General features: G+C 68.1%; 23 protein-coding genes and 1 pseudogene. 10 read left to right on the top strand and 14 right to left on the bottom strand.

The window, feature by feature from the left end:
- Nucleotides 1-114: 114 nt before the first annotated feature.
- Nucleotides 115-996, bottom strand: coding sequence for a manganese catalase family protein (locus NNX38_RS02665; RefSeq protein WP_255796599.1), 882 nt, complete (start codon nucleotides 994-996; stop codon nucleotides 115-117).
- A 196-nt stretch (nucleotides 997-1,192) separates the two neighbouring features.
- On the opposite strand from NNX38_RS02665, the gene NNX38_RS02660 reads away from it, so the two are divergent.
- Nucleotides 1,193-2,674: a S10 family peptidase gene (locus NNX38_RS02660; protein ID WP_255796598.1), complete on the top strand. Its 1,482-nt coding sequence runs from the start codon at nucleotides 1,193-1,195 to the stop codon at nucleotides 2,672-2,674.
- 3 nt (nucleotides 2,675-2,677) lie between these two features.
- On the opposite strand, the gene NNX38_RS02655 is transcribed toward NNX38_RS02660, so the two are convergent.
- Nucleotides 2,678-3,433, bottom strand: coding sequence for a class I SAM-dependent methyltransferase (locus tag NNX38_RS02655; RefSeq protein WP_255796597.1), 756 nt, complete (start codon nucleotides 3,431-3,433; stop codon nucleotides 2,678-2,680).
- A gap of 42 nt (nucleotides 3,434-3,475) precedes the next feature.
- Nucleotides 3,476-3,976 carry a DUF456 domain-containing protein gene (locus tag NNX38_RS02650; RefSeq protein WP_229950747.1) on the bottom strand — a complete coding sequence of 167 codons (501 nt, stop codon included), beginning with the start codon at nucleotides 3,974-3,976 and terminating at the stop codon, nucleotides 3,476-3,478.
- Nucleotides 3,977-4,172: 196 nt separating this feature from the next.
- On the opposite strand from NNX38_RS02650, the gene NNX38_RS02645 reads away from it, so the two are divergent.
- Complete coding sequence (locus NNX38_RS02645) at nucleotides 4,173-5,360, top strand: hypothetical protein (protein ID WP_255796596.1); 1,188 nt, start codon at nucleotides 4,173-4,175, stop codon at nucleotides 5,358-5,360.
- 475 nt (nucleotides 5,361-5,835) lie between these two features.
- Here NNX38_RS02645 and NNX38_RS02640 read toward each other — a convergent pair whose 3' ends face one another.
- The gene (locus NNX38_RS02640; protein WP_229950751.1) at nucleotides 5,836-6,744 is read right to left on the bottom strand and encodes an SDR family oxidoreductase; all 909 of its coding nucleotides are present in this window, start codon (nucleotides 6,742-6,744) and stop codon (nucleotides 5,836-5,838) included.
- A gap of 219 nt (nucleotides 6,745-6,963) precedes the next feature.
- Between NNX38_RS02640 and NNX38_RS02635 the strand changes: the two genes are divergently transcribed.
- Nucleotides 6,964-7,404, top strand: coding sequence for a universal stress protein (locus tag NNX38_RS02635; RefSeq protein WP_255796595.1), 441 nt, complete (start codon nucleotides 6,964-6,966; stop codon nucleotides 7,402-7,404).
- Nucleotides 7,405-7,483: 79 nt separating this feature from the next.
- Here NNX38_RS02635 and NNX38_RS02630 read toward each other — a convergent pair whose 3' ends face one another.
- Complete coding sequence (locus NNX38_RS02630; protein WP_255796594.1) at nucleotides 7,484-9,007, bottom strand: MFS transporter; 1,524 nt, start codon at nucleotides 9,005-9,007, stop codon at nucleotides 7,484-7,486.
- Between the two features lie 127 nt (nucleotides 9,008-9,134).
- Here NNX38_RS02630 and NNX38_RS02625 point away from each other — a divergent pair, with 127 nt between their 5' ends.
- From NNX38_RS02625 to NNX38_RS02615, 3 genes are all read left to right on the top strand, one after another.
- Nucleotides 9,135-9,701, top strand: a complete 567-nt coding sequence (locus NNX38_RS02625; protein WP_255796593.1) for a TetR/AcrR family transcriptional regulator — start codon at nucleotides 9,135-9,137, stop codon at nucleotides 9,699-9,701.
- Nucleotides 9,702-9,902: 201 nt separating this feature from the next.
- A complete protein-coding gene (gene rraA, locus NNX38_RS02620) occupies nucleotides 9,903-10,370 on the top strand; it encodes a ribonuclease E activity regulator RraA (RefSeq protein ID WP_255796592.1) in 468 nt (155 codons plus the stop codon).
- 8 nt (nucleotides 10,371-10,378) lie between these two features.
- Complete coding sequence (locus NNX38_RS02615; RefSeq protein ID WP_255796591.1) at nucleotides 10,379-10,966, top strand: dienelactone hydrolase family protein; 588 nt, start codon at nucleotides 10,379-10,381, stop codon at nucleotides 10,964-10,966.
- On the opposite strand, the gene NNX38_RS02610 is transcribed toward NNX38_RS02615, so the two are convergent.
- From NNX38_RS02610 to uraD, 9 genes and pseudogenes are all read right to left on the bottom strand, one after another.
- Nucleotides 10,963-11,808 (bottom strand): CoA ester lyase, encoded by an 846-nt coding sequence (locus NNX38_RS02610; RefSeq protein ID WP_230022352.1) that lies wholly within the window; start codon nucleotides 11,806-11,808, stop codon nucleotides 10,963-10,965. The genes NNX38_RS02615 and NNX38_RS02610 overlap by 4 nt on opposite strands.
- A gap of 82 nt (nucleotides 11,809-11,890) precedes the next feature.
- Nucleotides 11,891-13,291, bottom strand: a complete 1,401-nt coding sequence (gene allB, locus NNX38_RS02605; protein ID WP_370646356.1) for an allantoinase AllB — start codon at nucleotides 13,289-13,291, stop codon at nucleotides 11,891-11,893.
- Nucleotides 13,280-14,035: pseudogene (locus NNX38_RS02600) on the bottom strand (hydroxypyruvate isomerase family protein); the annotation flags it as partial. The pseudogene NNX38_RS02600 and the gene allB, both read right to left, overlap by 12 nt.
- On the bottom strand, nucleotides 14,035-14,859 hold the full coding sequence (locus NNX38_RS02595) for a bifunctional allantoicase/(S)-ureidoglycine aminohydrolase (RefSeq protein WP_229950767.1): 825 nt from the start codon (nucleotides 14,857-14,859) through the stop codon (nucleotides 14,035-14,037). The gene NNX38_RS02595 and the pseudogene NNX38_RS02600, both read right to left, overlap by 1 nt.
- Entirely contained in the window at nucleotides 14,859-16,184 is a 1,326-nt protein-coding gene (locus NNX38_RS02590; RefSeq protein WP_255796590.1) for an aldolase/citrate lyase family protein, read from the bottom strand. The genes NNX38_RS02595 and NNX38_RS02590 overlap by 1 nt, the downstream gene beginning before the upstream one ends.
- Nucleotides 16,185-16,194: 10 nt before the next feature.
- Entirely contained in the window at nucleotides 16,195-17,682 is a 1,488-nt protein-coding gene (locus NNX38_RS02585) for a nucleobase:cation symporter-2 family protein (protein WP_255796589.1), read from the bottom strand.
- Nucleotides 17,682-18,632 carry a factor-independent urate hydroxylase gene (gene pucL / locus NNX38_RS02580; RefSeq protein WP_255796588.1) on the bottom strand — a complete coding sequence of 317 codons (951 nt, stop codon included), beginning with the start codon at nucleotides 18,630-18,632 and terminating at the stop codon, nucleotides 17,682-17,684. Before pucL ends, NNX38_RS02585 begins: the two co-directional genes overlap by 1 nt.
- Before the next feature lie 3 nt (nucleotides 18,633-18,635).
- Entirely contained in the window at nucleotides 18,636-18,977 is a 342-nt protein-coding gene (gene uraH, locus NNX38_RS02575) for a hydroxyisourate hydrolase (RefSeq protein ID WP_255796587.1), read from the bottom strand.
- Entirely contained in the window at nucleotides 18,974-19,501 is a 528-nt protein-coding gene (gene uraD, locus NNX38_RS02570) for a 2-oxo-4-hydroxy-4-carboxy-5-ureidoimidazoline decarboxylase (RefSeq protein ID WP_255796586.1), read from the bottom strand. The genes uraH and uraD overlap by 4 nt, the downstream gene beginning before the upstream one ends.
- Before the next feature lie 238 nt (nucleotides 19,502-19,739).
- Here uraD and NNX38_RS02565 point away from each other — a divergent pair, with 238 nt between their 5' ends.
- The 4 genes from NNX38_RS02565 (at nucleotide 19,740) to NNX38_RS02550 (ending at nucleotide 25,535) form a co-directional block, all read left to right on the top strand.
- The gene (locus NNX38_RS02565) at nucleotides 19,740-20,270 is read left to right on the top strand and encodes a DUF3995 domain-containing protein (protein ID WP_255796585.1); all 531 of its coding nucleotides are present in this window, start codon (nucleotides 19,740-19,742) and stop codon (nucleotides 20,268-20,270) included.
- A 288-nt stretch (nucleotides 20,271-20,558) separates the two neighbouring features.
- Complete coding sequence (locus NNX38_RS02560; RefSeq protein ID WP_255796584.1) at nucleotides 20,559-21,698, top strand: XdhC family protein; 1,140 nt, start codon at nucleotides 20,559-20,561, stop codon at nucleotides 21,696-21,698.
- A 10-nt stretch (nucleotides 21,699-21,708) separates the two neighbouring features.
- Complete coding sequence (locus tag NNX38_RS02555; RefSeq protein WP_255796583.1) at nucleotides 21,709-22,629, top strand: xanthine dehydrogenase family protein subunit M; 921 nt, start codon at nucleotides 21,709-21,711, stop codon at nucleotides 22,627-22,629.
- Complete coding sequence (locus tag NNX38_RS02550; protein ID WP_255796582.1) at nucleotides 22,626-25,535, top strand: molybdopterin cofactor-binding domain-containing protein; 2,910 nt, start codon at nucleotides 22,626-22,628, stop codon at nucleotides 25,533-25,535. Before NNX38_RS02555 ends, NNX38_RS02550 begins: the two co-directional genes overlap by 4 nt.
- Nucleotides 25,536-25,943 lie beyond the last annotated feature (408 nt).

The raw sequence follows: 25,943 nt of genomic DNA, 5'->3' as shown, positions 1-25,943 counted from the left end.
AGACCGGCGAGTTTCAGGACATCGAGGATTCCGCCGCCGCCATTCTCCTTGCCTTAGGGCAGCAGAAAACCGGGCGGGGCCTCTGCGGTTCCGCCCGGTTTTGGCAGGGGTTGGTTATTCCTTGTTCAGCTTGTCCTGCACAGCTCCTGCCGCCTTCTCGACCGGGTTGGGTACGTCCGTGGTGCCGTAGTACCGGGCGTCCGGGCGGGTGGGCGGCGGCATCGGGGCCGTTGTGGTGGGACCGTCGTGGTAGCTGAATTCGCCCTTGCCGTCCGGCGTCGGGCCCTTGGCCCAGGAGCCTTCCTTCGCATGCTCCCCGTCGGAGAAGTTCAGGTACTGGTAGGACACCTCGCGGTGTTCCTTGTTGAGCGGGAAGTTGCTGGGTACCGGTAGCTGTTCCATGTTTTCCGCCTGAAGTTCCAGGGCCGCAGTGGTCCACTGGTTCTGGTGCATGGTGTCGCGGGCCAGCAGGAACGCCAGCAGGTCCCGCACCCCGTGGTCATCGGTCATATGGTAAAGCCGGGCAACGGCAATGCGGCCCTGCATTTCAATGTTGGCATTGGACGTAAAGTCCGCCAGCATATTGCCGCTGGCCGTGACGTAGCCGCCGGTCCACGGGTTGCCGTTGCTGTCCGCGGGGCGGGCACCGGCGCCGGCCACAATGGCCTGCTGCACATCCATGCCGCCCACCACCGCTGCGACTGTGGGATCGTTCTGGACAGCGTCGCCGGTAATCCCCAGCGGAGCCTTTTCCAGCAGCTGCGCAATCATGATGGCCAGCATTTCCACGTGGCCCATTTCTTCTGCGGCAATGCCGTAGAGCAGGTCCCGGTATTTGCCCGGGATGTGCGCATTCCAGGACTGGAATCCGTACTGCATGGCTACGGTGATTTCGCCGTACTGTCCGCCCAGGGCCTCTTGTAGCTTCCGGGCAAACACGGCATCGGGTTGATCCGGCGTGGACTTGAATTGGAGTTCCTGTTTGTGGAAAAACATAATGCCTCCGCACCTTCTGGACCGGCACCGAAGTGGGCGTTCCCTCTGGCGGAATGCCGTGGCCGGTCACGGTCTTTCCAACGTAGACCCGTGCCCGAGCCCACGGAAGAGTACGCAGGACACTTGCCGGACTCAGGTCGCAACCGCGCCGTTTCCCTCCCGGGTAATCGGCCGATGCACGGGTAGTGTCCTTGCCATGGTCTCCCAGGAACACCTCGCCAGCCCCGCCTCCGCGTCCGCCGATCCGGAAGCAGCCTCCGCGCCGGACATCACCGACGACTTCGCGGTGCGGCGGCACACCCTGCCCTCGGGCCTGGCGTACACCACCACCACCGGACGGATGGTGTTCCGCAAGGAAGAGGTCAGCGACGGGAAGTCGGACGGCTTCCGGCCGAAGGCGGAGATCTTCCTGGTCGCCTACACGGCGGACGCCCCGGAGCCCGGCCCCAACCGGCGCCCGGTGGTGTTTGCCTTCAACGGCGGGCCGGGCTCCTCCTCGGTCTGGCTGCACATGGGACTGCTGGGCCCGCGGATGGTGGACTCGGGCGACGCCGGTTCGCTGACCCCTCCCCCGTTCGGTCTGGTGGACAACCCACAGACCCTGCTGGAACACGCGGACCTGGTCCTGATCGATCCGGTGAACACCGGCTTCTCCCGCGTGGTGAACGGCAACGACGCCGCGGAGTTCCACGGATTCGAGGAGGACCGGGACCTGGTGGCCGAGGTCATCCGGCTCTGGACCACGCGCAACAACCGCTGGCTGAGCCCGAAGTACCTGGTCGGTGAGTCCTACGGCACGCTCCGCGCAGTGGCCGTGGCCGGGAAGCTGTTCGACGCCTACGGACTGGCAGTCAACGGTCTGGGACTCATTTCGACGGTCCTGAACCTGGCCACCCTGGATTTCGCGCCGGGGCGGGACACCCCCTATGCGCTGCATCTGCCGACCTACGCCGCCATCGCGCACTTCCACGGCCGGCTTCCGGGCCGCGAGCTGGCCGACGTCGTCCGCGAAGCCGAAGCCTACGCCGCCCGGGAGTACGGGTACGCGCTGACCCAGGGGGCCCGGCTGAGCGCGGAGGAGTACGACGACGTCGTCGCCCGCCTCGCCGCCATCACCACCCTGAGCGAGGGTTTCATCCGCCGTACCAACCTGCGCTGGGACTACGCTATGTTTTCCGCGGAGCTGCTGCGGGACCAGAACCTGGCGGTGGGGCGCATCGACGGCCGGTTTACCGCCGCGCCGGCGCACCAGCAGGACTGGATCAACTGGGACGATCCCAGCCTGGTGGCCATCAACGGGCCCTATTCCGCGGCGATCAACCACTATGTCCGCGCCGAGCTCGGCTACGAGAACGATCTCCCCTACGAAATCCTCAGCGGCCGGGTCCAGCCGTGGAGCTACAAGACCTTCGAGGGCGTGCCCGTGGATGTCACCGGCACGCTGGAACGGCTGCTGGTGCACAACCCGGCGCTGCGCGTGCACGTGGACTACGGCTATTACGACGGCGCCACGCCGCATTTCGCCGCGGAGTACGTGTGGGCGCACATGCGGCTGAGCGATGAAGCACGGTCCCGGTTCACGCACCACTACTACGAGGCCGGGCACATGATGTACGTGAACCCCGGCTGCCGTGCCGACCAGCTGCGGAACCTCGCGGGGTTCGTGACCGAGGGCTAGGGTTCAGCCCTCCGGCGGGCGGCGGAACAGTGCGGTCAGCAGGAAAGATTCCCCAAACCACGGTGAGTCCTGTTCCTGGGCTGCCATGGGGCGGATTTCGATTTCCTCGAAGTCCGCAAAAACCCACCGCAGGTCCTCGGGGCTGAAGGCAATTCCCGCTTCGAACGCCCCGTCGAGGTAGAGCTGTTCGTCGGAAGCTTCCGAGCCCATCCGGCCCCGGGCAAAACAGGCCAGCCCCAGATAGCCGCCGGGCGCGAGGGTGCGCTGCAGCAGTTGCAGGTAGCTGATGCGGCGGTGCGGGGGAAGGTGATGCAGGCAGCCTGAGTCGTAGACCAGTCCGTACGTTCCTGAAATCGCCTCCGGCGGCAGGGCAAAGGCGTCGCCGCAGATAAATGACACCTCCAGCCGCCGGGCTGCGGCACGCTCCCGACCCCATGCCACGGCCGCGGAGGAGAGGTCCACGGCATCGACCGCATAACCGTTTTCCGCCAGGAACAGGGCGTTGCGGCCGGGACCCGAACCGATGTCCAGCACGCTCGTCGGCGCAAACACTTCGTCGCTGACCCACCGTGCCAGGTTCTCGTCGGGTTTGTCGGCGAAGAACGGGACGGACCGCGTCCTGTCCGCATAGAACCTGTTCCACCAGGTGCTGCCGGCGTCGTTGGTCCAGCGGACCGAGTCACGGGCGAACAGCCCGTCCATCAGCCTCAGAAGATCATCAACGGACCGCAGGCTGCGGTTGATCGGCGGCTCGCTCATAACCCCGGACCCTACCCAAGCGGATCACCCGGGGGAACGGTGTTACCGGGTGGCGAAGTGCAGCCAGACAGCCCCGCCCCAGAGCCCGCCGGCGGTCAGTGCCAGCGCGAGTTCGGCCAGGATGCCGATGCCCATGGCTTTCAGGGTTGCCACACTGGAGGACCAGGCGGTGGGCAGGTCCCGCTTGCGCAGCCACTCACTGAGCAGCAGGCCGACGGCGAATCCGATGAACAGGCCCACGGCAGGAATAGTGAACATGCCGACAATGCCCACGGCCACGCCCGCCACGACGGAGCGCTTGGGGATTTCCCGTTCCTTGAGCCGCCGTCCGGTAAGGAAGGCGCTGGAGAGCATTCCGGCGATCAGGAGCACCGCCCCGATCCCGAAGGCCCACCAGGCCGGCGCGCTCTGCACTCCGAGGGCCCAGCCCAGCAGGGCGATGATGATCAGGATGCTGCCCGGCAGCACGGGCACCACAATGCCGATCAGGCCCACGGCGATCACCAGGGCTGCAGCAATGGTTACAAGAAGGTCGGGGTCCATTCCCCTAGTGTTCCACCAGCGGTCGGCTTCCCTGCGTATTTGCCGCCCGCACGGTTTGATTTCCCGGTTTCCCTGCGGAGACTTGGGCGACGTGCTTTGGCGCACACCGGTGCGGCTAGGTGGAGGTATTACTAAGGATGCTTATAAGGTGGCATCTTCAGCCCGATTAACCGGACGGAAAACAGGAGAGCAGTAAATGAGCACCGAACCAGGGAACACAAACGCTTCTACGAGCGGACGCGGCGCCTCCGACGGCGGCCCGTTCCGGGACCGGTCTGATCGCCCGGCACCCGTCGACGACAGCCAGGCCGTTCCCGTGGACGGATACCGGGAGGACACGGCTGCCTCTCCGTCGCAGGCCACCGGACGCCGCTCGGGCAGCCATGCTGCCGAACCGGTAGCTGGCGCCACAAACGACGACGCCGCTGGCCGTACGACGCCGGTCTCCGGTTCGGACTCCGAAGATACGCGCACCCGGGTCGCACCGGTCACCGCCACCCGCTCCGCTGACACCGACGGCGCTGACGGCACCGGGGAGCGCGCCGGCGAGCACCGCGGCGCAACATCGGTATCCGCCGTGCGTGACCACCGTGACACTGCCCGCGACGGCGACGTCGTGCGGAACGGTGACCGGCACGCCACGACGGATGATCGACGCGAAGACCGTGACGACCGCAACGACCGCAACGATGACCGCGACGCCGTGCGCGACCACGGCGAGACGGCTGCCGGTGTTTCCGCAGACGACCGCGACCGCCGGAATGATGACCGCGGCGCTGCCCACACCCGCGAGGCAGCCCTGCCGAACCGTGAGGCTTTGCTCGCCCGGGAGAAGGAACGCTTCGGCGGCTTCAAGTTCGGTGCAGCGTTCTTCGGCTGGCTGACCGCTACCGGAATGGTGGTGCTGCTTTCGGCACTGGCAGCGGCGATCGGCGCTGCTGTGGGTCTTTCGGCTGAAACCAACCTGGGCCAGGCGCTGGAATCTGCCGCAGCCAACCAGTCCGCCGGGATCATCGGGGCGATCATCATGCTCCTGGTACTGCTGCTCTCCTACTTTGCCGGCGGATACGTCGCCGGCCGCATGGCGCGCTTCAACGGTGCCAAGCAGGGCCTGGCCGTCTGGCTGTGGGCGCTGGTGGCGGCCGCCGTCGTCATCGTCCTGGGCCTGATCTTCGGCAACGATATCCGTAGCATCAGCCAGCTGAACTCGGTTGCACCGCTGCCCGAGAACCTGGAAGGCATGGACGCCGGCACCTGGATCGCCGTCGCTGCCAGCCTTGTGGCCACCCTGCTCGGCGCCATCCTGGGCGGCCTGGCCGGTATGCGTTACCACCGTCGGATTGACCGTGCCGACTTCCGCACGGAAGAGACCGTCGCCCGCTAACCCGGTCCATTTCGGTTTCTGCGGCCGCTGCACTCCCGGTTCCGGGCGTTGCAGCGGCCGTTTTTTTGTTGTTCGGGTGCCCGGCGAACAGAACGTCCCACAATCCGGTACTGCTGTGGCTCCTGTGACCTCACCAGCAACAGGGGCACCAAAGCGTGGGATGCTGTGCCCGTCGCGGCGCGCTCCGAGCAGAACGTCCCACATTCCGGTACTGCTGTGACTTCTGTGACCTCACCAGCAACACCGACCCCACATCGTGGGATGCTGTGTCCGCCACGGCGCGCTCCCGAGCAGAACGCCCCACAAACCGGTACTGCTGTGGCTCCAGTGACCTCACCAGCAACACCGACCCCACATCGTGGGATGCTGTGTCCGCCACGGCGCGCTCCGAGCAGAAATCGGCGCCCAAGGGCTTAAACAAACTGAGGCCCCGCAGATGCGGGGCCTCAGTTTTAACGGGATGAAACCGCAGACGTTACGGGGACGGGGTGCCGCCGTTGACGTTCAGCGTTTCGCCGATCACGTAGCTGGATTCCGGCGACGCCAGGAAGACGTAGGCCGGGGCCAGTTCGGTGGGCTGGCCCGCACGGCCCAGCGGGGTGCTCTGGCCGAACTCCGTCAGCGCTTCCTTCTGCTGTCCGTCGGACGGCTGCAGCGGGGTCCAGAACGGACCCGGCGCCACGGCGTTCACGCGGATTCCCTTGGGTGCAAGCTGCTGGCCCAGACCCTTGGTGAAGTTGTTGATGGCCGCCTTGGTGCTGGCGTAGTCCAGCAGGTCGGCGGACGGCTCGTAGGCCTGGATCGAGGTGGTGTTGATGATGCTCGATCCGGCCGGCAGGTGCTTCAGCGCGGCCTTCGTCACCCGGAAGAACGAGTAGATGTTGGTCTTGAACGTGTGGTCCAGCTGCTCGTCGGAGAGATCCTCGAGGTTCTCCACGGCAATCTGCTTGCCCGCGTTGTTGACCAGGATGTCCAGCCCGCCCAGGGCGGAAACGGCGTCCTCGACCAGCTGGCGGCAGTACTCGGGATCCTTGAGATCACCGGGAAGCCGCACCAGCTTGCGGCCGGTCTTCTCGACCACCTCGGCAATGTGCTGGGCGTCCGGCTCCTCCTCGGGAAGGTAGGAGATGGCGACGTCGGCCCCCTCGCGGGCGAAGGCGATGGCCACAGCCGCGCCGATGCCGGAATCGCCGCCGGTAATGAGCGCCTTGCGGCCCTCCAGACGCCCGGTCCCGCGGTAGGTGTCCTCGCCGTGGTCCACATGCGGGGTCATGTCCTTGTCCAGGCCCGGCTCCGGCTGGTCCTGGATGGGCGGGGCGATGGACGGGTAGCGGTCCACGGGGTTCTGGAAGGTGTACTGGTCCGACTTGTTGCCGTTTGTCATAGAAGTTCCCACTTTCGGTAGGTCAGTCCATTCGGGCGGTCCGGTTAGGGCCGCCGTAAAAGGCGGGCGCTCACGCTAAGTAAGCATGCTTATTACCCTATGCCCGATTAGCGGTTCCGCTCAAGTCTGCGGTTCCGCCACACAAACCGCCGCTGCTCTGGCCCTGCCAGCTGCCGGGGCGCAAACTGCTGAATATGCAACTGCCTCGAAGGGAGCATCATGACTGAGGGAACCCGGAAGCGGATTGTCGTTGGCGTGGACGGCTCAGAGGAGTCACTGGAGGCGCTCCGCCTGGCCCGTCGGCTGGCGGACCTGCTGGACTGCCGCATTGATGCCATCACGGTGTGGGAGTATCCGGCAATGCTGGCGACACCGTTTCCCACCGCCGATTGGTCGCCGCGGGTGGAAGCCGAGCGGGGCCTGGCCGAAGCGGTGGAAGCAGCCTTCGAAGGTAAGGGCACTCCGGAGGGTCTAACCCAGTCAGCGGTGGCCGGGCAGACGGCCGGGGTGTTGATGGAAGCCAGCCGCGGGGCCGAGATGCTGGTGGTGGGCAACCGCGGGCGCGGCGGTTTTGCCGGACTGCTGCTCGGTTCCGTCAGCACCACTGTGGCCGCGCACGCCTACTGCCCCGTGCTGATCGCCCGTCCCCACCGGGACTGAGCCCCGTAGCTCACGGGACGGTCGACGACGGCGGCCCGGTCCTGGCGTCGCACCGGGAATCCCCGAGGCCGGACCGGAACTACCGGTGGGCCGGAACCCGACGCAGCAGGACGCCGGCACCGACGGCGGCAACCACCATGGTGACCAGGCCGATCAGCGAGGTGATGTTGACGCCGGAATCGAAGGCCGACTGCGCTGAATGGAGCAGCGCCGAGGCAGCCTCCGCCGGCAACTCCCGGGCCGCTTCGACGGCGCCGCCAAGGGTTTCCCCGGCCGAAGCCGTCTGCTCAGGGGTCAAGCCTCCCGGAACGGAAACGCCGCTGCGGTAGGCAGCGGTCAGGATGCTGCCCAGGACGGCAGTGCCCAGGACGGATCCGATCTCATAGGCGGTCTCGGAAATGGCCGAGGCGGATCCGGCACGGGACGGCGGAACGCTGGCCAGGATCAGGTCATTGGAAATGGTTTCCGCGGCCCCCACGCCCACGCCCAGCAGCAGGAACGCGATAACCAGTTCGAACACGGTCACCGACTCCCCCGCGGCAAAAACCAGGGCGTAGCCGGCTCCGTTGAAGAGCAGCCCGCCGGCCACCACAACCGCGGGGCGGACCCGCTTCACCAGGGGCACCACGGCCAGGCCGGTGATGATGGTCAGCACCAGACCGGGGAGCATGGTCAGGCCCGCTTCGATGGGCGTCTGCCCCACCACCAGCTGCAGGTGCTGGGAGAGGAAGAAGATGAAGCCGACCATCGCGAACAGGCTGAGCAGGTTCGCGGCTATGGAGCCGGTGAAGACCGGGTTCCGGAACAGCCGGACGTCGAGCATCGGCTTTTCGCGCGAGAGCTGGCGACGGACAAACAGGAAGCCCAGAACCAGGCCGGCGGCGATGAACGGCAGGCCGGCCGCGGCGCCGTCGTGCGCGAACTCCTTGATGCCGTAGGTGACCGAGAGCATGGCGCCCATGACCAGGACGACGCCGAGAATGTCGACGGCGCCGGGGCTGGGGTCCTTGGACTCGGGCAGCAGCATCGGGGCGAAGATCAGCAGCGGCAGCAGGACCGGGATGGACAGCAGGAACACCGAGCCCCACCAGAAGTGCTCGAGCAGCACGCCGCCCACGATCGGGCCGAGGGCCGCGCCGCCGGAGAAGCCGGCCGCCCAGATGGCCACCGCGATCCGGCGCTGGGAGGGGTCGGTGAAGATGTTGCGGATCAGCGACAACGTGGCGGGCATCAACATGGCGCCGAATACGCCCATCAGGGCTCGGGCCACGATCAGCAGTGCCGCGGAGGGTGCAAATGCGGCAACCAGGGAGAAGACGCCGAAGCCCACGCTGCCGATCATCAGCAGGCGGAGCCGGCCGATCCGGTCACCGAGACTGCCCATGGGCACCAGCAGGCCGGCCAGGACCAAGGCGTACACGTCCACGATCCACAACAGTTCGACGCCGGTGGGGGCCAGCGCCTGCGAGAGCGACGGGATGGCGAAGCTCAGGACGTTGTTGTCGATGGAGATGAGCAGAACGGGCAGCATCAGGACTGCGAGCCCCCACCATTCGCGCGTTCCTGCACGCGTAACTGCGGGTTTCTCCTGGACCGCCAGCACGGCTTCCTCCTTCTGGAACTGCGTTAGGGATTCATAACGGGAAATACCCGAATAACTACTGTACCGTCTAGACTGTACGGTGGCGAATCTGCGGTTGTTTCGTCCGCTGATGGCGTAGCGTAAAAGCATGCCCAACTCTCGTCCCGCCCGGGACCGCATCCTCGATGCCTATGAGGAGCTCCTCATCAACGAAGGCCCACGCGGCGCCACCCTGGATGCCGTCGTCGCGCGCGCCGAAGTTTCCAAAGGCGGCCTGCTCTATCACTTCAAGAACAAGGAAGCGATGGCCGGCGCCCTGATCGAAAAGCTCCGCGGTCTGGCCGCGGCAGACCTGCAGACCATGCGCGAGGATCCGGAAGGGCCGGCGCGGTATCTGGTCCGCAGCTCCGTATACGTCGGCAGCGAGCTGGACCGGGCACTGATCGGCGTCGTCCGCCTGGCGCAGGCCTCCGATCCCGTGGCCTCGGAGCTGCTGCAGGACATCCACCGCAGCTGGTTCGATCTGGTCCACGACGAGGTGGGCGATCCGGGCATTGCCCGTGCCATCACCCTGCTGGCCGACGGCCTGTATTACAACGAGGGCCTGCCCGGCGGCTGGCCGCAGGCCACCCGTGACAGCCGCACGCATTCCGTCTCCGACCTGCTGGAAATCGTGGACGTCCTGAAATCCCACGCCCAGCAGGCGCAGACGTAACCTCCCGGGGACACCCGGCGGTGTCCGGCGCGGAATTCCCCGCGGTTTGGGAAGAACCCTGCGGTTTGTGACAATCCCTGCGCCGCGCGACGCAGGGATCCGGACAAACTGCAGGGATCCGGACAAACCGAGGGCCGGCTGACGGCCAACCCTCGGCGTGGCAGGGTGATTCACCACTGTGCCGTCTGCCACAGTGGTGCCATGAACACAAGCACAGCTGACCTGTACGACGAACGCGGCCACGAGCTGGCGTCGGTGTCCCTGCAGTTCCAGGATCTGGGCGGACATGTGGGCTTCACCGGCCCTATCCGCACCGTCCGCTGCCTGGAGGACAACGGCATCATCAAGTCCCTGTTGAACTCCCCCGGCGAGGGCGCGGTACTGGTGGTCGACGGCGCCGGGTCGCTGAACACCGCCTTGATGGGGGACCTGATTGCCGGGGCCGCCGTGGAGAACGGCTGGGCCGGCGTCGTCATCAACGGCGCCATCCGTGACCGCGCCGCCGTCGCCAAGCTGCCGCTGGGCGTGAAGGCGCTGGGCTCGAATCCGCGCAAGAGCGCCAAAAACTCTGTCGGCGAGGTGGATGTGCCCGTAGAGTTCGGCGGCGTCACCTTCCGTCCCGGCGCAACGCTCTACGCCGACGAGGACGGAATCCTCGTCGAACCCTAGGAGTCCCCATGGCCAACGTCCTGCTCTTCCACCACGCGCTCGGCCTGACCTCCGGCATGGATGCCTTTGCCGAGGTCCTGCGCGAAGCGGGCCACACGGTGACGGTGCCCGATCTCTATGACGGGCGTACCTTCACCGAGCTGGAGGACGGGGTGGCCTATGCCCAGGAGATGGGCATGGACACCATCGAAGAGCTCGGCGTCAGTATTGCGAACCGGTTCCCTGCGGAAATGGTCTATATCGGCTTCTCGCTCGGCGTGATCCCGGCCCAGCGGCTGGCGCAGACCCGGCCCGGTGCCCGTGGCGCGGTGCTGGTCAGCGGATGCATCCCGCTTCGCGCCTTCGCCGACACCTGGCCGGCCGGCGTGCCGGTGCAGATCCACGGCATGGACGCCGATGAGGAATTCGTGGACAGCGGGGACCTCGACGCCGCGGAGAACCTGGCCGCGTCCACGCCGGACGCCGAGCTCTTCCTTTACATGGGAGCGTCACACCTGTTCGCGGACATCAGCCAGCCGGATTACGACATGGACGCCGCGTTCACCCTCACCCGGCTGGTGCTGCAGCTGCTGGAGCGGGCAGACAAACCCGCTTAGGCGTTCCAGAGTCCGTAGGAGTCCGCCAGCGAGGAGATCTTCTGGGCGCGGGCCAGGCGCGGCAGGTAGGAGCCGTCGCCCACCACGGCGCCGGCAGCGTGCGCTTCCAGCAGCTCGTGGGCCCAGGTGATTTCGGATTCGCTCGGCGAAAGGCCCTGGTTGATGAAGTCCGTGGCCTCGGGCATCAGGCACAGCTTGCCGGTCATGCCCATGCTCTGGGTGACCTTGCAGGCCTCCAGCAGCTTCTCGCCCAGCGCGCCGACGGTAGGACCGTCGATGGGGCCGGGGAGCTGGCCGACACGGGAAGCGACCACGAGCTTGGAGCGGGCGTAGGCCAGGGCCATCGGATCATCCGAGGCGCCGGTGTCGCGGCGGAAATCACCGACGCCGAACGCGAGGCGGAACGTGCCCGGCGCACTGGCGATGGCGGTGGCGTTTTCAATGCCGAGGGCGGATTCAACGAGGGCGAGCACCGGGGTGCCGGCCTGCAGCCGCATGGCCGTGTGGGTGACCTGCTCGGGCTTCTCGGTCATCGCGAGCATCACGCCGCGCAGGCCCGGGGCCTTGGACAGGGCGGCGAGGTCATCGGCCCAGTAGTCGGTTTCAATGCCGTTGACGCGAACCCAGGCCGTCATGCCGGTGGACAGTGCCTCGACGACTCGTTCGCGGGCCTCGGCCTTGCCGCCGGCCGGAACAGCGTCTTCCATGTCGAAGACCACGGAATCGGCCTCGGACGCCAGCGCCGGTGCAAAGTTCGCTTCGTCTGCGGCGGATGCCAGCAGCCAGGAACGGGACAGTTTTGCGGGGAGGGCAGCAGCGCGGCTGTTTCGGAAGGGGGCCATAAATAAGACATTACTTTCACGGCGGGCGGTTCCGAAAATGCGACGGGCGTCATGTGGGCACCGTCACCTAAACCGTCCCCGGCTACGCCCCGCCCCGGCGCAGCAGACTGCCGGCCGGAACAGCAGGGTCGACGTCGACGCCGGCCAGCAGCGTCCGCCGCACGACGCCGGTGAGCTGCTTCCCCGCGTACGGCGTGACCGGATTCTTATGCTGCAGGGCCGCCGGATCCACGGTGAACGTGTCCCCGGCCGCAAAGACCGCAAAGTCGGCGTCCTTGCCCGGCACAATGCCGCCCTTCCGATCCAGCCCGGCCAGCGCCGCCGGCGCCGCGGACATCCAGTGCAGCACCCGCTCCAGCGGAATCCCGCGGGTACGGGCCTCGGTCCAGATCAGCGGCAGGCCCAACTGCAGCGAGGACACCCCGCCCCAGGCAACACCGAAGTCCCCGCGCACCAGGTCCTTCAGATCCTGGGTGCTGGGCGAGTGGTCCGACACAATGCAGTCGATGGTTCCGTCCGCCAGCCCTGCCCAGAGCTGTTCCCGGTTCGCGTCCTCACGGATCGGCGGGCAGCATTTGAACGCCGTCGCGCCGTCGGGAATCTCCTCGGCGGTCAGGGTCAGGTAGTGCGGGCAGGTCTCGGCGGTCAGACGGACGCCGTCGTCCTTCGCCGCGCGGATCAGGGGCAGCGCCTCGGCGGAGGACAGGTGCAGAATGTGTGCCCGTGCCCCGGTGCGCCGTGCCGCCTCGATGACCTGTCCGACGGCGGTGTTCTCCGCTTCCGGCGGGCGCGAGGCGAGGAAGCCGGCGTACCGCGAACCGGCCGGGGTGTCCCGGATCTTGCCCGGGTCTTCGGCGTGGACAATCAGCAGGGCGTCGAAGGTCTTCAGTTCGGCGAGGACAGTTTCCATTTCCGCCGGTTCCAGGTGCGGGAATTCGTCGACGCCGGAGTGGACCAGGAAGCATTTGAAGCCGAACACGCCGGCGTCGTGCAGGGGACGCAGGTCCGCTTCGTTTCCGGGAACCGCTCCGCCCCAGAATCCGACGTCAACGACGGCCTGCGGCTCGGCGCAGGCCCGCTTGGTCTCCAGCGCCTCCACGTTCACGGTGGGCGGGATGCTGTTCAGCGGCATGTCGATCAGCGTGGTGACTCCGCCGGCCGCCGCCGCCCGGGTGGCCGACGCGAATCCCTCCCACTCGGTGCGGCCCGGCTCGTTCACGTGGACATGGGTGTCCACCAGTCCGGGCAGCAGGGCTTCATCGTCGGCCAGTTCCAGCAGCCGCTCGCCTTCCAGCCCGGTGCCCAGCGGGACGACGGCGGCAATCGAGCCGTTCCGCACGGCTACTTCCGCCGGAACAATCCCTTCCGGGGTGAGGACCGCGTTGCCGCGGATCACCAGGTCGTAGCGGTCCGCCTCCGCGTCCGCATCCGACTTCAACCAGCCGAAAGCCCCGGAAACCGGCGCCGCGTATTCCAGCGACACCTCCCCGCGGTAGCCGCCGCTGCGGCTCGCCCGGACCCAGTCGGCCAGCGGCAGACTTCCGGTTCCGGGCGCCCCGCGGCCGGGAGCATCGGCTATCTGGATGTGCCCGAACCGGCCGGCGTCGGCGGCCACCAGCGCCGCGACGTCGTCGCCGTTCACCGCCAGATGGTAGAAATCGGCGAGCAGCGCCGTGTTGGCCGCCCCGGCGCTGTGCATCCGGTCCAGCACCGCGAACACGTCCGCCGCCGTTTTCAGGGGATAGTCCGGAGCGCCGCTGAGCGGTTCCAGCAGCACGGTTCCGCCGAAGGGCGCGACGGCGCGGGCCGCCTCCAGCAGGTTCCGTCCGGCTTCGGTGTCCTGCTCCTCCGGGGTGAAACGGGGATTGCGGTTGCCGTAGAGGGCGTTGAACAGCCGGCAGCCCAGCCGTTCCCCGATTCCCGCCACCACCTGCACGTTGGCCCGGAAATCCGCTCCCCGGTGCGGCAGGGACAGCAATCCTCGTTCGCCCGCGGGCATTGCCCCGGCGTCGAAGTTCAAAGCACCCAGCCGAACCCCGGCGTCACGGATGGCTGCCTCGAACTCGGCCACCTGTGCCTGCGGCGGGACCGGTTCGGTAAACGGCCACCAGAATTCCACGGTGTCGAACCCGGCGGCACGCGCGGCGGCCGGACGTTCCAGCAGCGGAAGCTCGGTAAAGAGGATGGAGCAGTTCACCGAGTATCCGGCGCGGGCGCCGTCGTGCATCACCGGCCTCCCAGCAGGACCTGGCGGTTTACGTCCTTATAAAGGAGGTAGCGGAAGTTCGAGGGGCCCCCGGCGTAACAGGCCTGCGGACAGAACGCGCGCAGGGACAGGTAGTCCCCCTCCTCCACCTCCACCCAGTCCTGGTTGAGCCGGTACACCGCCTTGCCCTCGAGCACGTACAGCCCGTGCTCCATCACGTGGGTTTCGGCGAAGGGAATTACGGCACCGGGTTCGAAGGTCACCACGTTCACGTGCATGTCATAGGCGACGTCGTCCACCGGGATCATCCGGGTGGTGCGCCATTTGTTGTCCGTGCCTGGCATGGGCGTCGGTGCGATGTCCGCCTCGTTCCCGAACACCGGCGCCGGAGTATGTCCGACGAGCGGCTGGTAGGCCTTGCGGATCCAGGCGAATTTCACCGTTTCCTGCCCCTCGTTGAACGCGCCCCACAGCGTTTCCGGCGGCAGGTAGGCGAACCCGCCCGGGGTGAGTTCATGGTCCCGGCCCAGGCGGCGGACGGTCAGGGTGCCCTCGAGGACGAAAATGAAGGACTGCACTTCAAGTTCCGGTTCGGGGGCGCGGGAGCCGCCGCCCGGGGCCACCTCCATCAGGTACTGGGCGAACGTGGTGGCGCCGCCGGCCACCGGCCGGTTGAGGATCCAGGCGCGGGTATCGGTCCATTCGGGCAGCACGCTGACCACGATGTCCCGCAGCACGCCGCGGGGAATCACGGTGTAGGCCTCGGTGACCACGGCCCGTCCGGTGAGCAGATCGGTCTGTGCGGGCAGTCCGCCTTCGGGGGCGTAGTAGCGGGGCGTGTTCACTATCGGACCTTTTCTTCGGCGGTGGCGGCTTCCGCGGTGGCGGAGGCGGAGGGATGGGCGGCTGGATGGGCGAGGGCGGCAAGTTCGACGCCGGTGAGCCCGGTGCCGCGTGCAATCTCGGCTTCGGTGAGTGCTCCGCACAGCAGTCCTCGGTGGACGAACCGGGCCAGCGCGCGGGCCGTGGCCGGTTCGTCGAGCACGCTGCCGCCGCGTTTCTGCACGTAATTGCGCAGGCGCCCCGCGGCGGCGTCGAACCCCTCCCGGTAAAAGGCGTAGGTGGCCAGGAAGCGGGTGGGCAGCTGCGCCGGATGCAGGTCCCAGCCCTGGTAGAAGCCGCGTTCCAGGGATCGGCGCACCAGCCGGGCATGCAGCTGCCAGGCCGCACGGATCTCGGCGGGCGTACCCAGCGGCAGGATGTTGGTGGAGCCGTCGGAAAGCCGGACGCCGGTGCCGGCGGCGGCCACCTGCATCACGGCCTTGGCGTAGTCCGCGGCCGGATGCTCCATGGACTGGTATGCCGCGGCGATCTGCACCGAATCGGAATAGTCGTAGGTGCCGTAGTGCAAGGCGGAAACCCGGCCCTTGGCCCGGTGGATCAGCTGTGCGGCGGGCACCGTGCCGTTGGCGGCCAGGATCAGCTGCGGGGTTTCCACCTGCACCTCGAACCGGAGCCTTCCTTCGGGCAGCCCGTGGGCGTCCTCCAACAGTTCGCAGATGTAGACCATGGCCTCGACCTGTTCCACGGTGGAGACCTTGGGCAGGGTCAGCACCAGTCCGTCCGGCAGCGGCCCGGCTGCCAGCAGTTCGGCCAGGAACAGGTCCAGGGTGCGGACGCCGCGGGCGCGGGTGGCAGCTTCGAAGGACTTGAACCGGATGCCGACAAACGGCGGGGCGGTTCCGGCGGTCACCGCCCCGGCCACGGCGGCGGCCGCCTGCCGGGCATGGCCGTCCTCCTCGCCGTCGGGCCGGACACCGTAGCCGTCCTCGAAGTCCAGGCGTAGGTCCTCGATCGGTTCGGTGCGCAGTTTCGCCTCGACCAGCGGGACGACGGCGCCGGCCACTTTGGCGTCCAGGCCCAGCCGGTCCGCCAGCTCAGCGAGGGATCCGTGGGCCGCCAAAGCGGCCAGCCCCTCCTCGCCCCAGGTTCCGGGGAGGGCGGGCACGCAGCGGTCTGCCGGAACGTAGACGGTGTGGACGGGCTGGCGGCTGCCGTCGTCGCCGGGGTAGGCCGTAGTGAGCAGCCGGTCGGTGTCCGCGAGGACGGCGTCCAGCCGGGCCAGGTCCTCGGCGCCGAGGACGGGTTGGTGGGCATTGGGTGGTGTCACGGTGGAGATCCTAATGGGGTTCGGTTCCGGTGGTGGTCAGCGGGATTTCCTGGCCGTCGGCGTCCAGCAGTTTGCCGTCCTGCACATGGTCGCCCTCTTTCAATGCCGCCAGGTTGTCGACGCGCACAATCCGGTCGGCTCCTTCGGCGAAGACGGAGGGGTCCTTCGGATTGCCGGAGCGGATGTGGTTGAACAGGATGTTCATCAGGATGGCCATGACGGCGGCGGAGCTGATGCCGGAGTGGAAAATGGTGCCGAACCAGTTGGGGAACCGGTCGTAGAAGGTGGGGGCAGCAATCGGGATCATGCCGAAGCCGATGGACGTGGCAACGATGATGAAGTTCATGTTGTCCCGGTAATCCACCTTGGCCAGGGTGCGGATCCCGCTGGCCGCCACCGTGCCGAACAGGACAATTCCGGCGCCGCCGAGCACCGGCGTCGGCACCGCCGCCACCACCCGGCCAAGGATCGGCAGCAGGCCAAGGATGACCAGGATCAGCCCGCCGGCACTGACCACAAAGCGGCTCTTGACTCCGGTGATCGCCACCAGACCCACGTTCTGGGCGAAGGCGCTCTGCGTGAAGGAGTCGAAGACCGGGGACAGGGCGCTGGAAAGCATGTCGGCCCGCAGGCCGTTGCCGATCCGCTTGGCGTCCACCTTCGTGTCCACAATCTCCCCCACGGCGATGATGTCCGCGGTGGTTTCGGTGAGGGTCACCAGGATGACAATCACCATGGAGATGATGGCCGCCGCCTCGAAGGTGGGCAGCCCGAAGGCGAAGGGCTGCGGGAACGCGAACACGGGGCCGGTGCCCACCCCGGAGAAATCGGCCTTGCCGGTGACAAGGGCGAAGACCGTGCCCAGGACAATGGCAATGAGGATGGACAGCCGGGAAATGGCGGAGCTGCCCAGTTTGCTCAGCAGCAGCACCAGCAGCAGGGTCAGCCCGGCCAGCCCGATGTTGGAGACGCTGCCGTAGTCCGGGGCGGCGCTGCTGCCGCCCATGGCCCAGTTCGCCGCCACGGGCATCAGGGTCAGGCCGATGGTGGTGATGACGACGCCGGTGACCACCGGCGGGAAGAAGCGGATCACCCTGGCGAACACCGGGGTGATCAGCAGCCCGATCAGAGACGCGACGATCACGGCGCCGAAGACGGACTGCAGCCCGCCGCCGCCGTCGAGAATGGCGGTCATGGTGGCCACCCCGGCGAAGGACACACCCTGGACCAGGGGCAGCTGGGAGCCGAAGAACGGGATGCCCACGGTCTGCAGCAGGGTGGCCAGGCCGCCGACAAACAGGCAGGCGGCCACCAGCATGCCGACGTCGGTGGGATCCAGGCCGGCGGCGGTGCCGACAATCAGCGGCGGGGCGATGATCCCGCCGTACATGGTCAGCACGTGCTGGAAGCCGTACGCGAACGTGCTGCCCAGCGGCAGCCGGGCATCCTCGGGGCGGGCGGCGGCCCGATCCGGCGCGGCGCGGTGTGCGCGGCTCATCAGCAGAACCCGCCCACGGTGTTCCACACCGGTGCATCCGGGTCCGTGCCATCGCGGAGCACGGACGCTTCGATCAGTCCGTAAGGCCTGTCTGCGGCGAAGAAGACCTCGTTGGGGTTGTCCAGGCCGAAGGGGGACAGGTCAACCAGGAAATGGTGGTTGTTCGGCAGGGAGAGGCGGACTTCCACGATTTCCGGGTGCGCGGCGATCACGGCTTTGCCCATTTCATACATGCTCTGCTGCAGGGCCAGGGAGTGCGTGGTGGCGAAGGCGTCCAGGAGCAGGGTCCGCGCGGAGGCGTAGAGGGCGTTGAAATCCAGGGCGGCCAGGTCCGCGTCCGGGGCGTAGCGCCACTTGGCCGTGACGTCCGTGGCGAGGATCCGGTCCGTGGTTTCCGCGAGGGTGGTGTACCGGTCGCGTGGGAAACCGTGGAACTCCGATCCGGTGGATTTGAGCACCGTCAGGCCGCTGATCCCCGAGATCAGGTGCTGCTTGCCGGCGGCCGACACCAGGACCGCGGTGCGGATTTCGGATTTGTCCTTGGCGAAGGCGTGGTCATGGTCGCTGATCCGGTTCCAGAAGTACTGCTCCGCGGCCCAGCGTCCGCCGGTAACCCAGCCGAACCCGCCGGTGAAGTGCTGTTCCAGCCGCAGCAGGAACGCCTCGGGCGAACCGACGCCGTCGCGGGCGAACGCGTAGATGGTGTTCTTCTGCGTGTCCGTGGCCACCACTGAGGAGTTGTCCCCCTGGGTGTGGGCGGCCTCGAAGTCGCCGTGCAGCTGGGAGGTGACACTGAGGTCCTCCAGGGAGTGACGGGCGGTGTCGCGGGTGACCTTCACCAGCCGGACCTCGGCCTTGCCGTATTGGTTGCGGCCGAGCACGATCTTCGATTCGGGGCTTGCAGCTGTGGCGGTCTTGTCCCCTGCGGGGGCCTGCGTTGCTTCGGTCATGGCTCAGCTTCCTCGGTAGGTGGAGTAGGCAAACGGGCTTAGCAGCAGCGGCACGTGGTAGTGCTGGGCCGGGTCGGTGAGGCTAAAGGTCAGGGAGACGCTGGGGAAAAAGGTCTCCGTTCCGGCGGCGGCAAAGTAGTCGCCGGTGGCGAAGTCGATCCGGTAGGTGCCCGGCTCCAATTCCGCCGGACCGAGGCTCCCGATCCGGCCGTCCCCGTCCGTGGTTCCCTCCCCCACCCGGGTCTCGCCGCCGTCATGCAGGGACCAGAGGGAGGCGGCGACGCCGGCGGCGGGCCTGCCGGCGGCAGTGTCCAGGACGTGGGTGGTGACGTGGCTGCGGGTCATGCGTTCAAGAGTCCTTCGAGTCGGAGGATGGCAATGTCGCGCAGCTGGGCTGCAATGACGGGGAGTTCTTCGGCGTCGGTGTTCTGCAGCCGTTCTTCAAGGACGGCCAGGATTTCCTCCGCAGTGCGGCCGGCTGCACGGATGAGGAATACGCGGCCGAACCGGTCTTCGTACGCGCGGTTGCCGGCCTGCAGCCGGTCCTGGATTCCCTCGAGCCCGCCCACGGACGCCTGCTCGCTGCGGGAGAAGCTGGCTTCATCCCCGGTGCCGTCGGCGCGGTCACCGATGCGCGGGTGGTGCGCCAGGGCGGCGTCGATCTCGGCCTGGGTGAAATCCGGGGCGGCCAGCTCGGCGAAGCTCAGCAACTCTCCGGGCGTGGCGAACGGACGGGCGGCAGCTACCTCGTTGCACCAGCGGGGAACGTCCAGGCAGGGCCGCAGCATGGCTTCGGCATCCGGCCGGGACGCTGCATTGAAGGCGGCAAGGAAATCCGCTGCTTCGGGAGGCGTGTTTTCTGGGGGCACGGGTGTCAGCTTTCAGTCAGAGCTCATCCGCCGCCGGCGCTGGACACCCTTGACCATCGGCGACGCCGACTTGATTCGATGTTCCGGAACGGAATTTATATTTGGGACAGTCTGTGCGCCCCCGCAGTATCTGTCAAGGAACTGTTCGTTATTAAACCCGCCGTATTACCGCAGGTTAATTTGCTCGCTCTTCCGCAGGCACTTCCCGTCCGGCGGGAGGGCTTCCACAATGACTTCCATGGACGCTTCCGTTGAACGGAAGGCAGGCAGCGGGCAGGCCCCGACCGGGCTCGGCCGCGCCTTTCTTTGGACGGCCTGCGCCGCCGGGCTGCTGCACGCCGCTTTCAGCCTCTACTGGGCGCTGGGCGGCCGCTGGCTGCTGGACACCGTGGGCCAGTGGGCCGTGCAGGAATCCGAAGAAGCGCCGCTGCGGACCGGGCTGCTGCTGGCAGCCGTGGCCGCCTTCAAGGCGGCGGCCGCACTGGTTCCCACGGCGGCGGCGTACGGCCGGGTGCCGTGGCCGGGTCTCTGGCGGACGGTGAGCTGGATCGGCGCCGTGGTGCTGGTGCTGTACGGGGGTACGAACACAGTGGTCAGCAATGCCGTGCTGGCCGGGCTGATCCGCCCGGACACCGGCTATAACCGCATGGCGACGATCGGGCATGCCTGGCTCTGGGACCCGCTGTTCCTGCTGTGGGGCCTGGCCCTGCTCGGCTACCTCGTGCTGTCCCGTGCCGGCCGGGACAACCGCCGGGAACGCACGCGCTGAGGTTGAACACGCCATTTCCGGCGGGGTATCCCGCCGGAAAGAACCGCGTGGTACGCTTCCCTGCAATTACCGGAGCCCTGCGGGTTTTGGACCGGATTTACGGTGCCGGAAGAACATTCTTTCGCCGCTCGCAGATACAAAGTAATGCGCTTTTGAAATGTTTCATTGTTTTGCGGACTTAAGGCCCCTGCCCGTCATTTCCCGCAGGGGGAACTCACCGCTTTGGTTACTGGGCTAACCGGTGGCGGTTGCCGCCGGGTTGCCGGAGGGTAGGCCGCATTGTTGGACATGTTGGAGGAGTTGGCAGCCGCCACGGCCGGCGGTATTCCCTGCGCCGCGGCGACGATCGTCCGCGCCTCCGGCTCCGTTCCCCGGCCCGTCGGCACCACCATGTTGGTCAGCGGCACAGGAGTCATTTCCGGGTCCCTCTCGGGCGGTTGCGTGGAGGCCGCCGTCGCCGCCGCCGCCGAGGAGGTCCTCGCCGACGGCCGCCCGCGGTTCGAGTCCTTCAGCTACAGCGACACCGATGCGTTCGCCGTCGGACTCAGTTGCGGCGGCACCATGGACGTCTTCATCTCCCCGGTATTCCCCGGCACGGTTCCCTCCGTTCCGCCTCCCGGCGAGCCCTGCGCACTGCTCCGGCGGATCGACGACGGCGCGGCTTCCGTTCCGCTGCTGATCCAGGACCCGGCAGCGGCCACGCCTGCAGGTCTGCTTTCCGCCCACGGCCCCGTGCTGGCCGCGCTGCTTGGCGTCGACCCGGCGCGTGCCGCCGCCCGCCTCGCTCCGCTGCTGGCAGCCGGCCGCACCGGCGTCGTCGAGCTGCGGGAATCCGGCGGGCCGGAGTGCGGCAGCGCCGTCCTGTTCCTGGAGTCCCGGCTGGCGCCGGCGCGGCTGGTGCTGATCGGCGCCAACGACTTTTCCGCGGCCCTTGCCCGGCAGGGACGGATGCTCGGCTACCACGTGACCATCTGCGACGCACGGGCTGCGTTCACCAATCCGAGTCGTTTCCCCGACGCCCACGAGGTGCACGTGCAGTGGCCGGACTCCTACCTGCGCGGGGAGGCAGCGGCGGGGCGGCTGGACGCCCGCACCGTGGTGTGCGTGCTCAGCCACGACGCCAAGTTCGACGTCCCGGTCCTGGCCGAGGCCCTGCGCCGGGAGCTGGCCTTTGTCGGGGCAATGGGGTCGCGCCGGACCCACGACGCCCGGTTGGCCGCCCTGCATACGGCCGGGCTGACCGGACCCGAGGTGGCGAAGCTGCACTCCCCCATCGGGCTCGATATCGGCGCCGCCACCCCCGAGGAGACCGCGGTGTCCGTTTTCGCGGAGATCGTGGCCGCCCGGTCCGGAGCGGCCGCCAGCGGACAGCCGCTGCGCGACGTTTCTGGACCCATCCATCCGACCAACCGGCTCCGCGCCAGCTGAGGAAACCTCTATGGACCTGCCCACCGTTTCCGAGCTGATCCGCACCGCGGACCCGCAGCAGTGGCGTCCCGGTGACGCCTGGCTCGCCGGCGGCACCGTGCTGTTCTCCTACGGCAGTGAAACCCTGCAGCGGCTGCTGGATGTCACGGCAGCCGGCTGGGAACCGCTGGTGCTGAACGACAACGGACTCGAGATCGCCGCCACCTGCACCATCGCCGAGCTGTATGCCTTCCCCGACGCCGCACCGCCCGGGCTCCGGCAGGCCTGGCCGGCACTGGACCTGGTGCAGCCGTGCTGCGACTCCTTCGTGGCCTCCTTCAAGGTCTGGAACGTGTCCACCGTGGGCGGGAACATCTGCACCGGCCTGCCCGCCGGGCCCATGACCTCGCTGACCGCGGCGCTGGACGGCGTCGGACTGATCCACTCCCCCGGCGGCGCCTCCCGCCGGGTGCCGGTGGCCGAACTCGTGACCGGCGACGGGCGTACCGCGCTGGCGCCGGGCGAACTGCTGCGCAGCATCTGGCTTCCCGCCGCCGCGCTGCGAGCGCGCACTGCATTCCGGCGGCTCTCGCTGACCAACCTGGGCCGGTCCGGGGTGCTGCTGATCGGGCGAACCGATGAGGACGGCACCTTTGTCCTGACCGTCACTGCGGCCACGAAACGTCCGGTCCAGCTGCGCTTCCCCGCTGTGCCCGACGCCGCCGGACTGCGGGCCGGGCTGGAGAATGCCATCGACGCCGGACTCTGGCACGACGACGTGCACGGACTGCCCGAATGGCGGCAGGACATGACCTACCGCCTGGCGGAGGAAATCCGCGCGGAGCTGGCCGCACCCGCGTCAGCACCTGCTTCCGTGGCCGCAGCCGCACCGGCTTCCGCACCCCCACCCGCACCTGCACCTGCACCTGCACCAAAGGACGGTTCCCTGTGACCTACCGGATCAACAAGGCCGAGGTGGAGGCTTCCCCCTTCCCCGGCCAGTGCCTGCGCACCTTCCTGCGCGAACAGGGGAACCTGGGCGTCAAGAAGGGCTGCGACGCCGGCGACTGCGGCGCGTGCACGGTGCATGTGGACGGCAAGCCCGTGCACAGCTGCATCTACCCCGCGGTCCGGGCCGAGGGCCGGGAGATCACCACCATCGAGGGACTGGCCGACGCCGCGGGGCCGGCCAACGGCCGTGGCGTGGCCGGCGCCGACGCACTGCATCCGATGCAGCAGCAGTTCCTGGACGCGCAGGGGTTCCAGTGCGGGTTCTGCACCGCCGGCATGGTGATGACGGCCGCGACCTTCGACGAGCAGCAGAAGGAGAACCTACCCCGGAACCTCAAGGGCAACCTCTGCCGCTGCACCGGCTACCGGAGCATTGAGGATGCCGTCTGCGGGCACCGGCACACCGAAACGAGCACCGCTGACAGCGATCCAACCTCCGACGGAGCGCAGACGGCAAACCCCGCCTCGACCGTCGGTGCCCGGACTGTCGGCGCCAACGTGCCCGCTCCCGCCGGACCGGACATCGTCACCGGCCGTGCCCGCTACACCCTGGATGTCCCGGCGGAGGACCTGCCCGGGCTGCTGCACCTGAAGATCCTGCGCTCCCCGCACGCCCATGCCCGGATCCTGTCCATTGATGCGAGCGCCGCGCTGGCCGTGCCCGGCGTCGAAGCGGTGCTCACCCACGAAGATGCACCGGACCAGCTCTTCTCCACCGCCCAGCACGAACTGCACACCGACGATCCCGACGACACCCGGGTCCTGGACAACGTAGTCCGGTTCCGCGGCCAGCGGGTGGCTGCCGTCGTCGCCGACACCGTGGGCGCCGCGGCCGAAGGCGTGCGTGCGTTGAAGGTGGAGTATGAGCTGCTGCCCGCGGTCCTGGATCCCGAGGCGGCCCTGGCACCCGGCGCTCCGGAGGTCCATCCCGGCACCGCCGGCAATGTCGTGGCTGAACTGCACTCCGAGGTCGGCGACATCGCCGCCGGCCTCGCAGCGGCCGACGTCGTGCACGAGAACACCTACTACAGCCAGCGCCTGCAGCACGTGGCGCTGGAGACGCACGGCTCGATCGCGTACTTCGATGACCTCGGCCGGCTGGTGGTGCGGACCTCCACGCAGGTGCCGTTCCTGGTCCGGCGGACGCTGTGCCGGGTCTTCGGGCTGAAGCTAGCCTCGGTGCGCGTGCTCGCCGGCCGGGTGGGCGGCGGGTTCGGCGGCAAGCAGGAAGTGCTCACCGAGGACCTCGCCGCGCTGGCCGCGCTGAAGCTGAACCGGCCGGTGCAGCTCGAGCTGACCCGCGAGGAGCAGTTCACCGCCACCACCACCCGCCACCCCTTCGCCGTGAAGGTCCGGGCCGGGGCCGCCGCGGACGGCACCCTGACCGCGCTGGCCCTGGATGTCACCGCCAACACCGGGGCCTACGGCAACCATGCCCCCGGCGTGATGTTCCACGGCTGCGGGGAATCCGTGGCCGTATACCGGTGCGCCAACAAGAAGGTGGACGCCCGCTCCGTCTACACCAACACGCTGCCCTCGGGGGCGTTCCGCGGCTACGGGCTGAGCCAGATGATCTACGCGATCGAGTCCGCCATGGACGAACTCGCCCGCGGCCTGGGCATGGATCCGCTGGACTTCCGGCGCCGCAACGTGGTGGCGCACGGTGACCGCATGGTCTCCACCGCCCCCGAACCTGCCGAAGACGTGCATTACGGCAGCTACGGCCTCGACCAGTGCCTGGAGCTGGTCTCCGGTGCGCTGACCGTGGGGCGGGAGCGGCCGGAGACCTCCGGCGCGGAGCTTGTTCCAGCCGCGCCCTCCGGCGACGGTTCGTCTTCGGCGGCCGACGACGGCGGGTGGCTGATCGGTGAGGGCACCGCCGTCGCCATGATCGACACCGTGCCGCCGCGCGGGCACATCAGCCACGCAAAGATCTCCCTCCGCGAAGACGGCCGGTACGGGCTCGACGTCGGCACCGCCGAGTTCGGCAACGGCACCACCACCGTGCACGCGCAGCTGGTCTCGACGGCGCTGCACACCACCGCGGACCGGGTGGTGATCCGGCAGTCGGACACCGATCTGGTGGACCACGACACCGGCGCGTACGGCTCCACCGGCACCGTGGTGGCGGGCAAGGCGTCGCTGGCAGCGGCGGAGGAACTGGCCACCCTGCTCAAGGGCTTCGCCGCGTCCCTGTTCAGCCACACCTCCGCGCAGGTGCATCTGCTGGCCGACGCGGTGGAATGCGGCGGCGAACGCGTACCCCTGGCCGACGTCGCTGCCCGGGCCCGCGAGGCGGGCATCGACCTGTCTGCGGAGGGCCGGTGGGGTGGCACTCCGCGGTCGGTCGCGTTCAACGTGCAGGGCTTCCGGGTGGCGGTGCATGAAGGGACAGGAGAAATCCGGATCCTGCAGAGCGTGCACGCCGCGGACGCTGGCGTCGTCGTCAATCCGATGCAGTGCCGTGGCCAGATCGAGGGCGGCATTGCCCAGGCACTCGGGGCGGCCCTGTTCGAGGAGGTGCGGATCGACGCGGAGGGCACGGTGGAAACCCGGATCCTGCGCCAGTACCACGTCCCCACGTTCGCCGACGTGCCGCGCACGGAGATCTTCTTCGCGGAAACGGACGACTCCCTCGGCCCGATGGGCGCCAAGTCCATGAGCGAAAGCCCCTTCAATCCCGTGGCTCCGGCGCTGGCCAATGCCCTGCGGGATGCCACCGGGATCCGGTTTACCCGGACGCCGTTTGCCCGGGACCGGGTGTATCTGGGGCTGCGGGCCGCCCGTGGCCTGGCTGACGGGAAAGAACCGGCGGAGCCGGAGGCTGCGCCAGCTTCTGCGGTGTAGGTCGACTGGTTTCCCGCCGGTTTGTGCATTTTCCCTCCAGTTTGGGAAATCCCTCCCCTGCGCCGTGGCAGGGATTTCCAAACCGGCAGGGTTTTCCCAAACCGGAGGAGTTTTGCTTCCTGCGGAGGCTCCGGCTGAGCGGGAGGCTCCGGCTCCGGGGGCCCCGGCTCCGACGGTGTAGCCCGGCGTCTGCGGTGTAGCCCGGCGTCTGCGGTGTAGCCCGGCGTCTGCGGTGTAGCCCGGAAATCAGGTGCGAATCCCTGCGGTTTGTCCGAATCCCTGCGGTTTGTCCGATTCCCTACGATTTGTCCGATTCCCTACGATTTGTCCGGATCCCTGCGATTTGTCCGGATCCCTGCGCCGCGCGCGGCAGGATTTGTCACAAACTGAGGGGTTTTCCCGAAGCGG

Origin of the sequence: Arthrobacter sp. zg-Y238, from assembly GCF_024385525.1 — a bacterium.
Taxonomy (GTDB): Bacteria; Actinomycetota; Actinomycetes; order Actinomycetales; family Micrococcaceae; genus Arthrobacter_B; species Arthrobacter_B jinronghuae.
The sequence above is the reverse complement of the archived record's forward strand: the minus strand, read 5'-3'. Positions and strand labels throughout refer to the sequence as shown.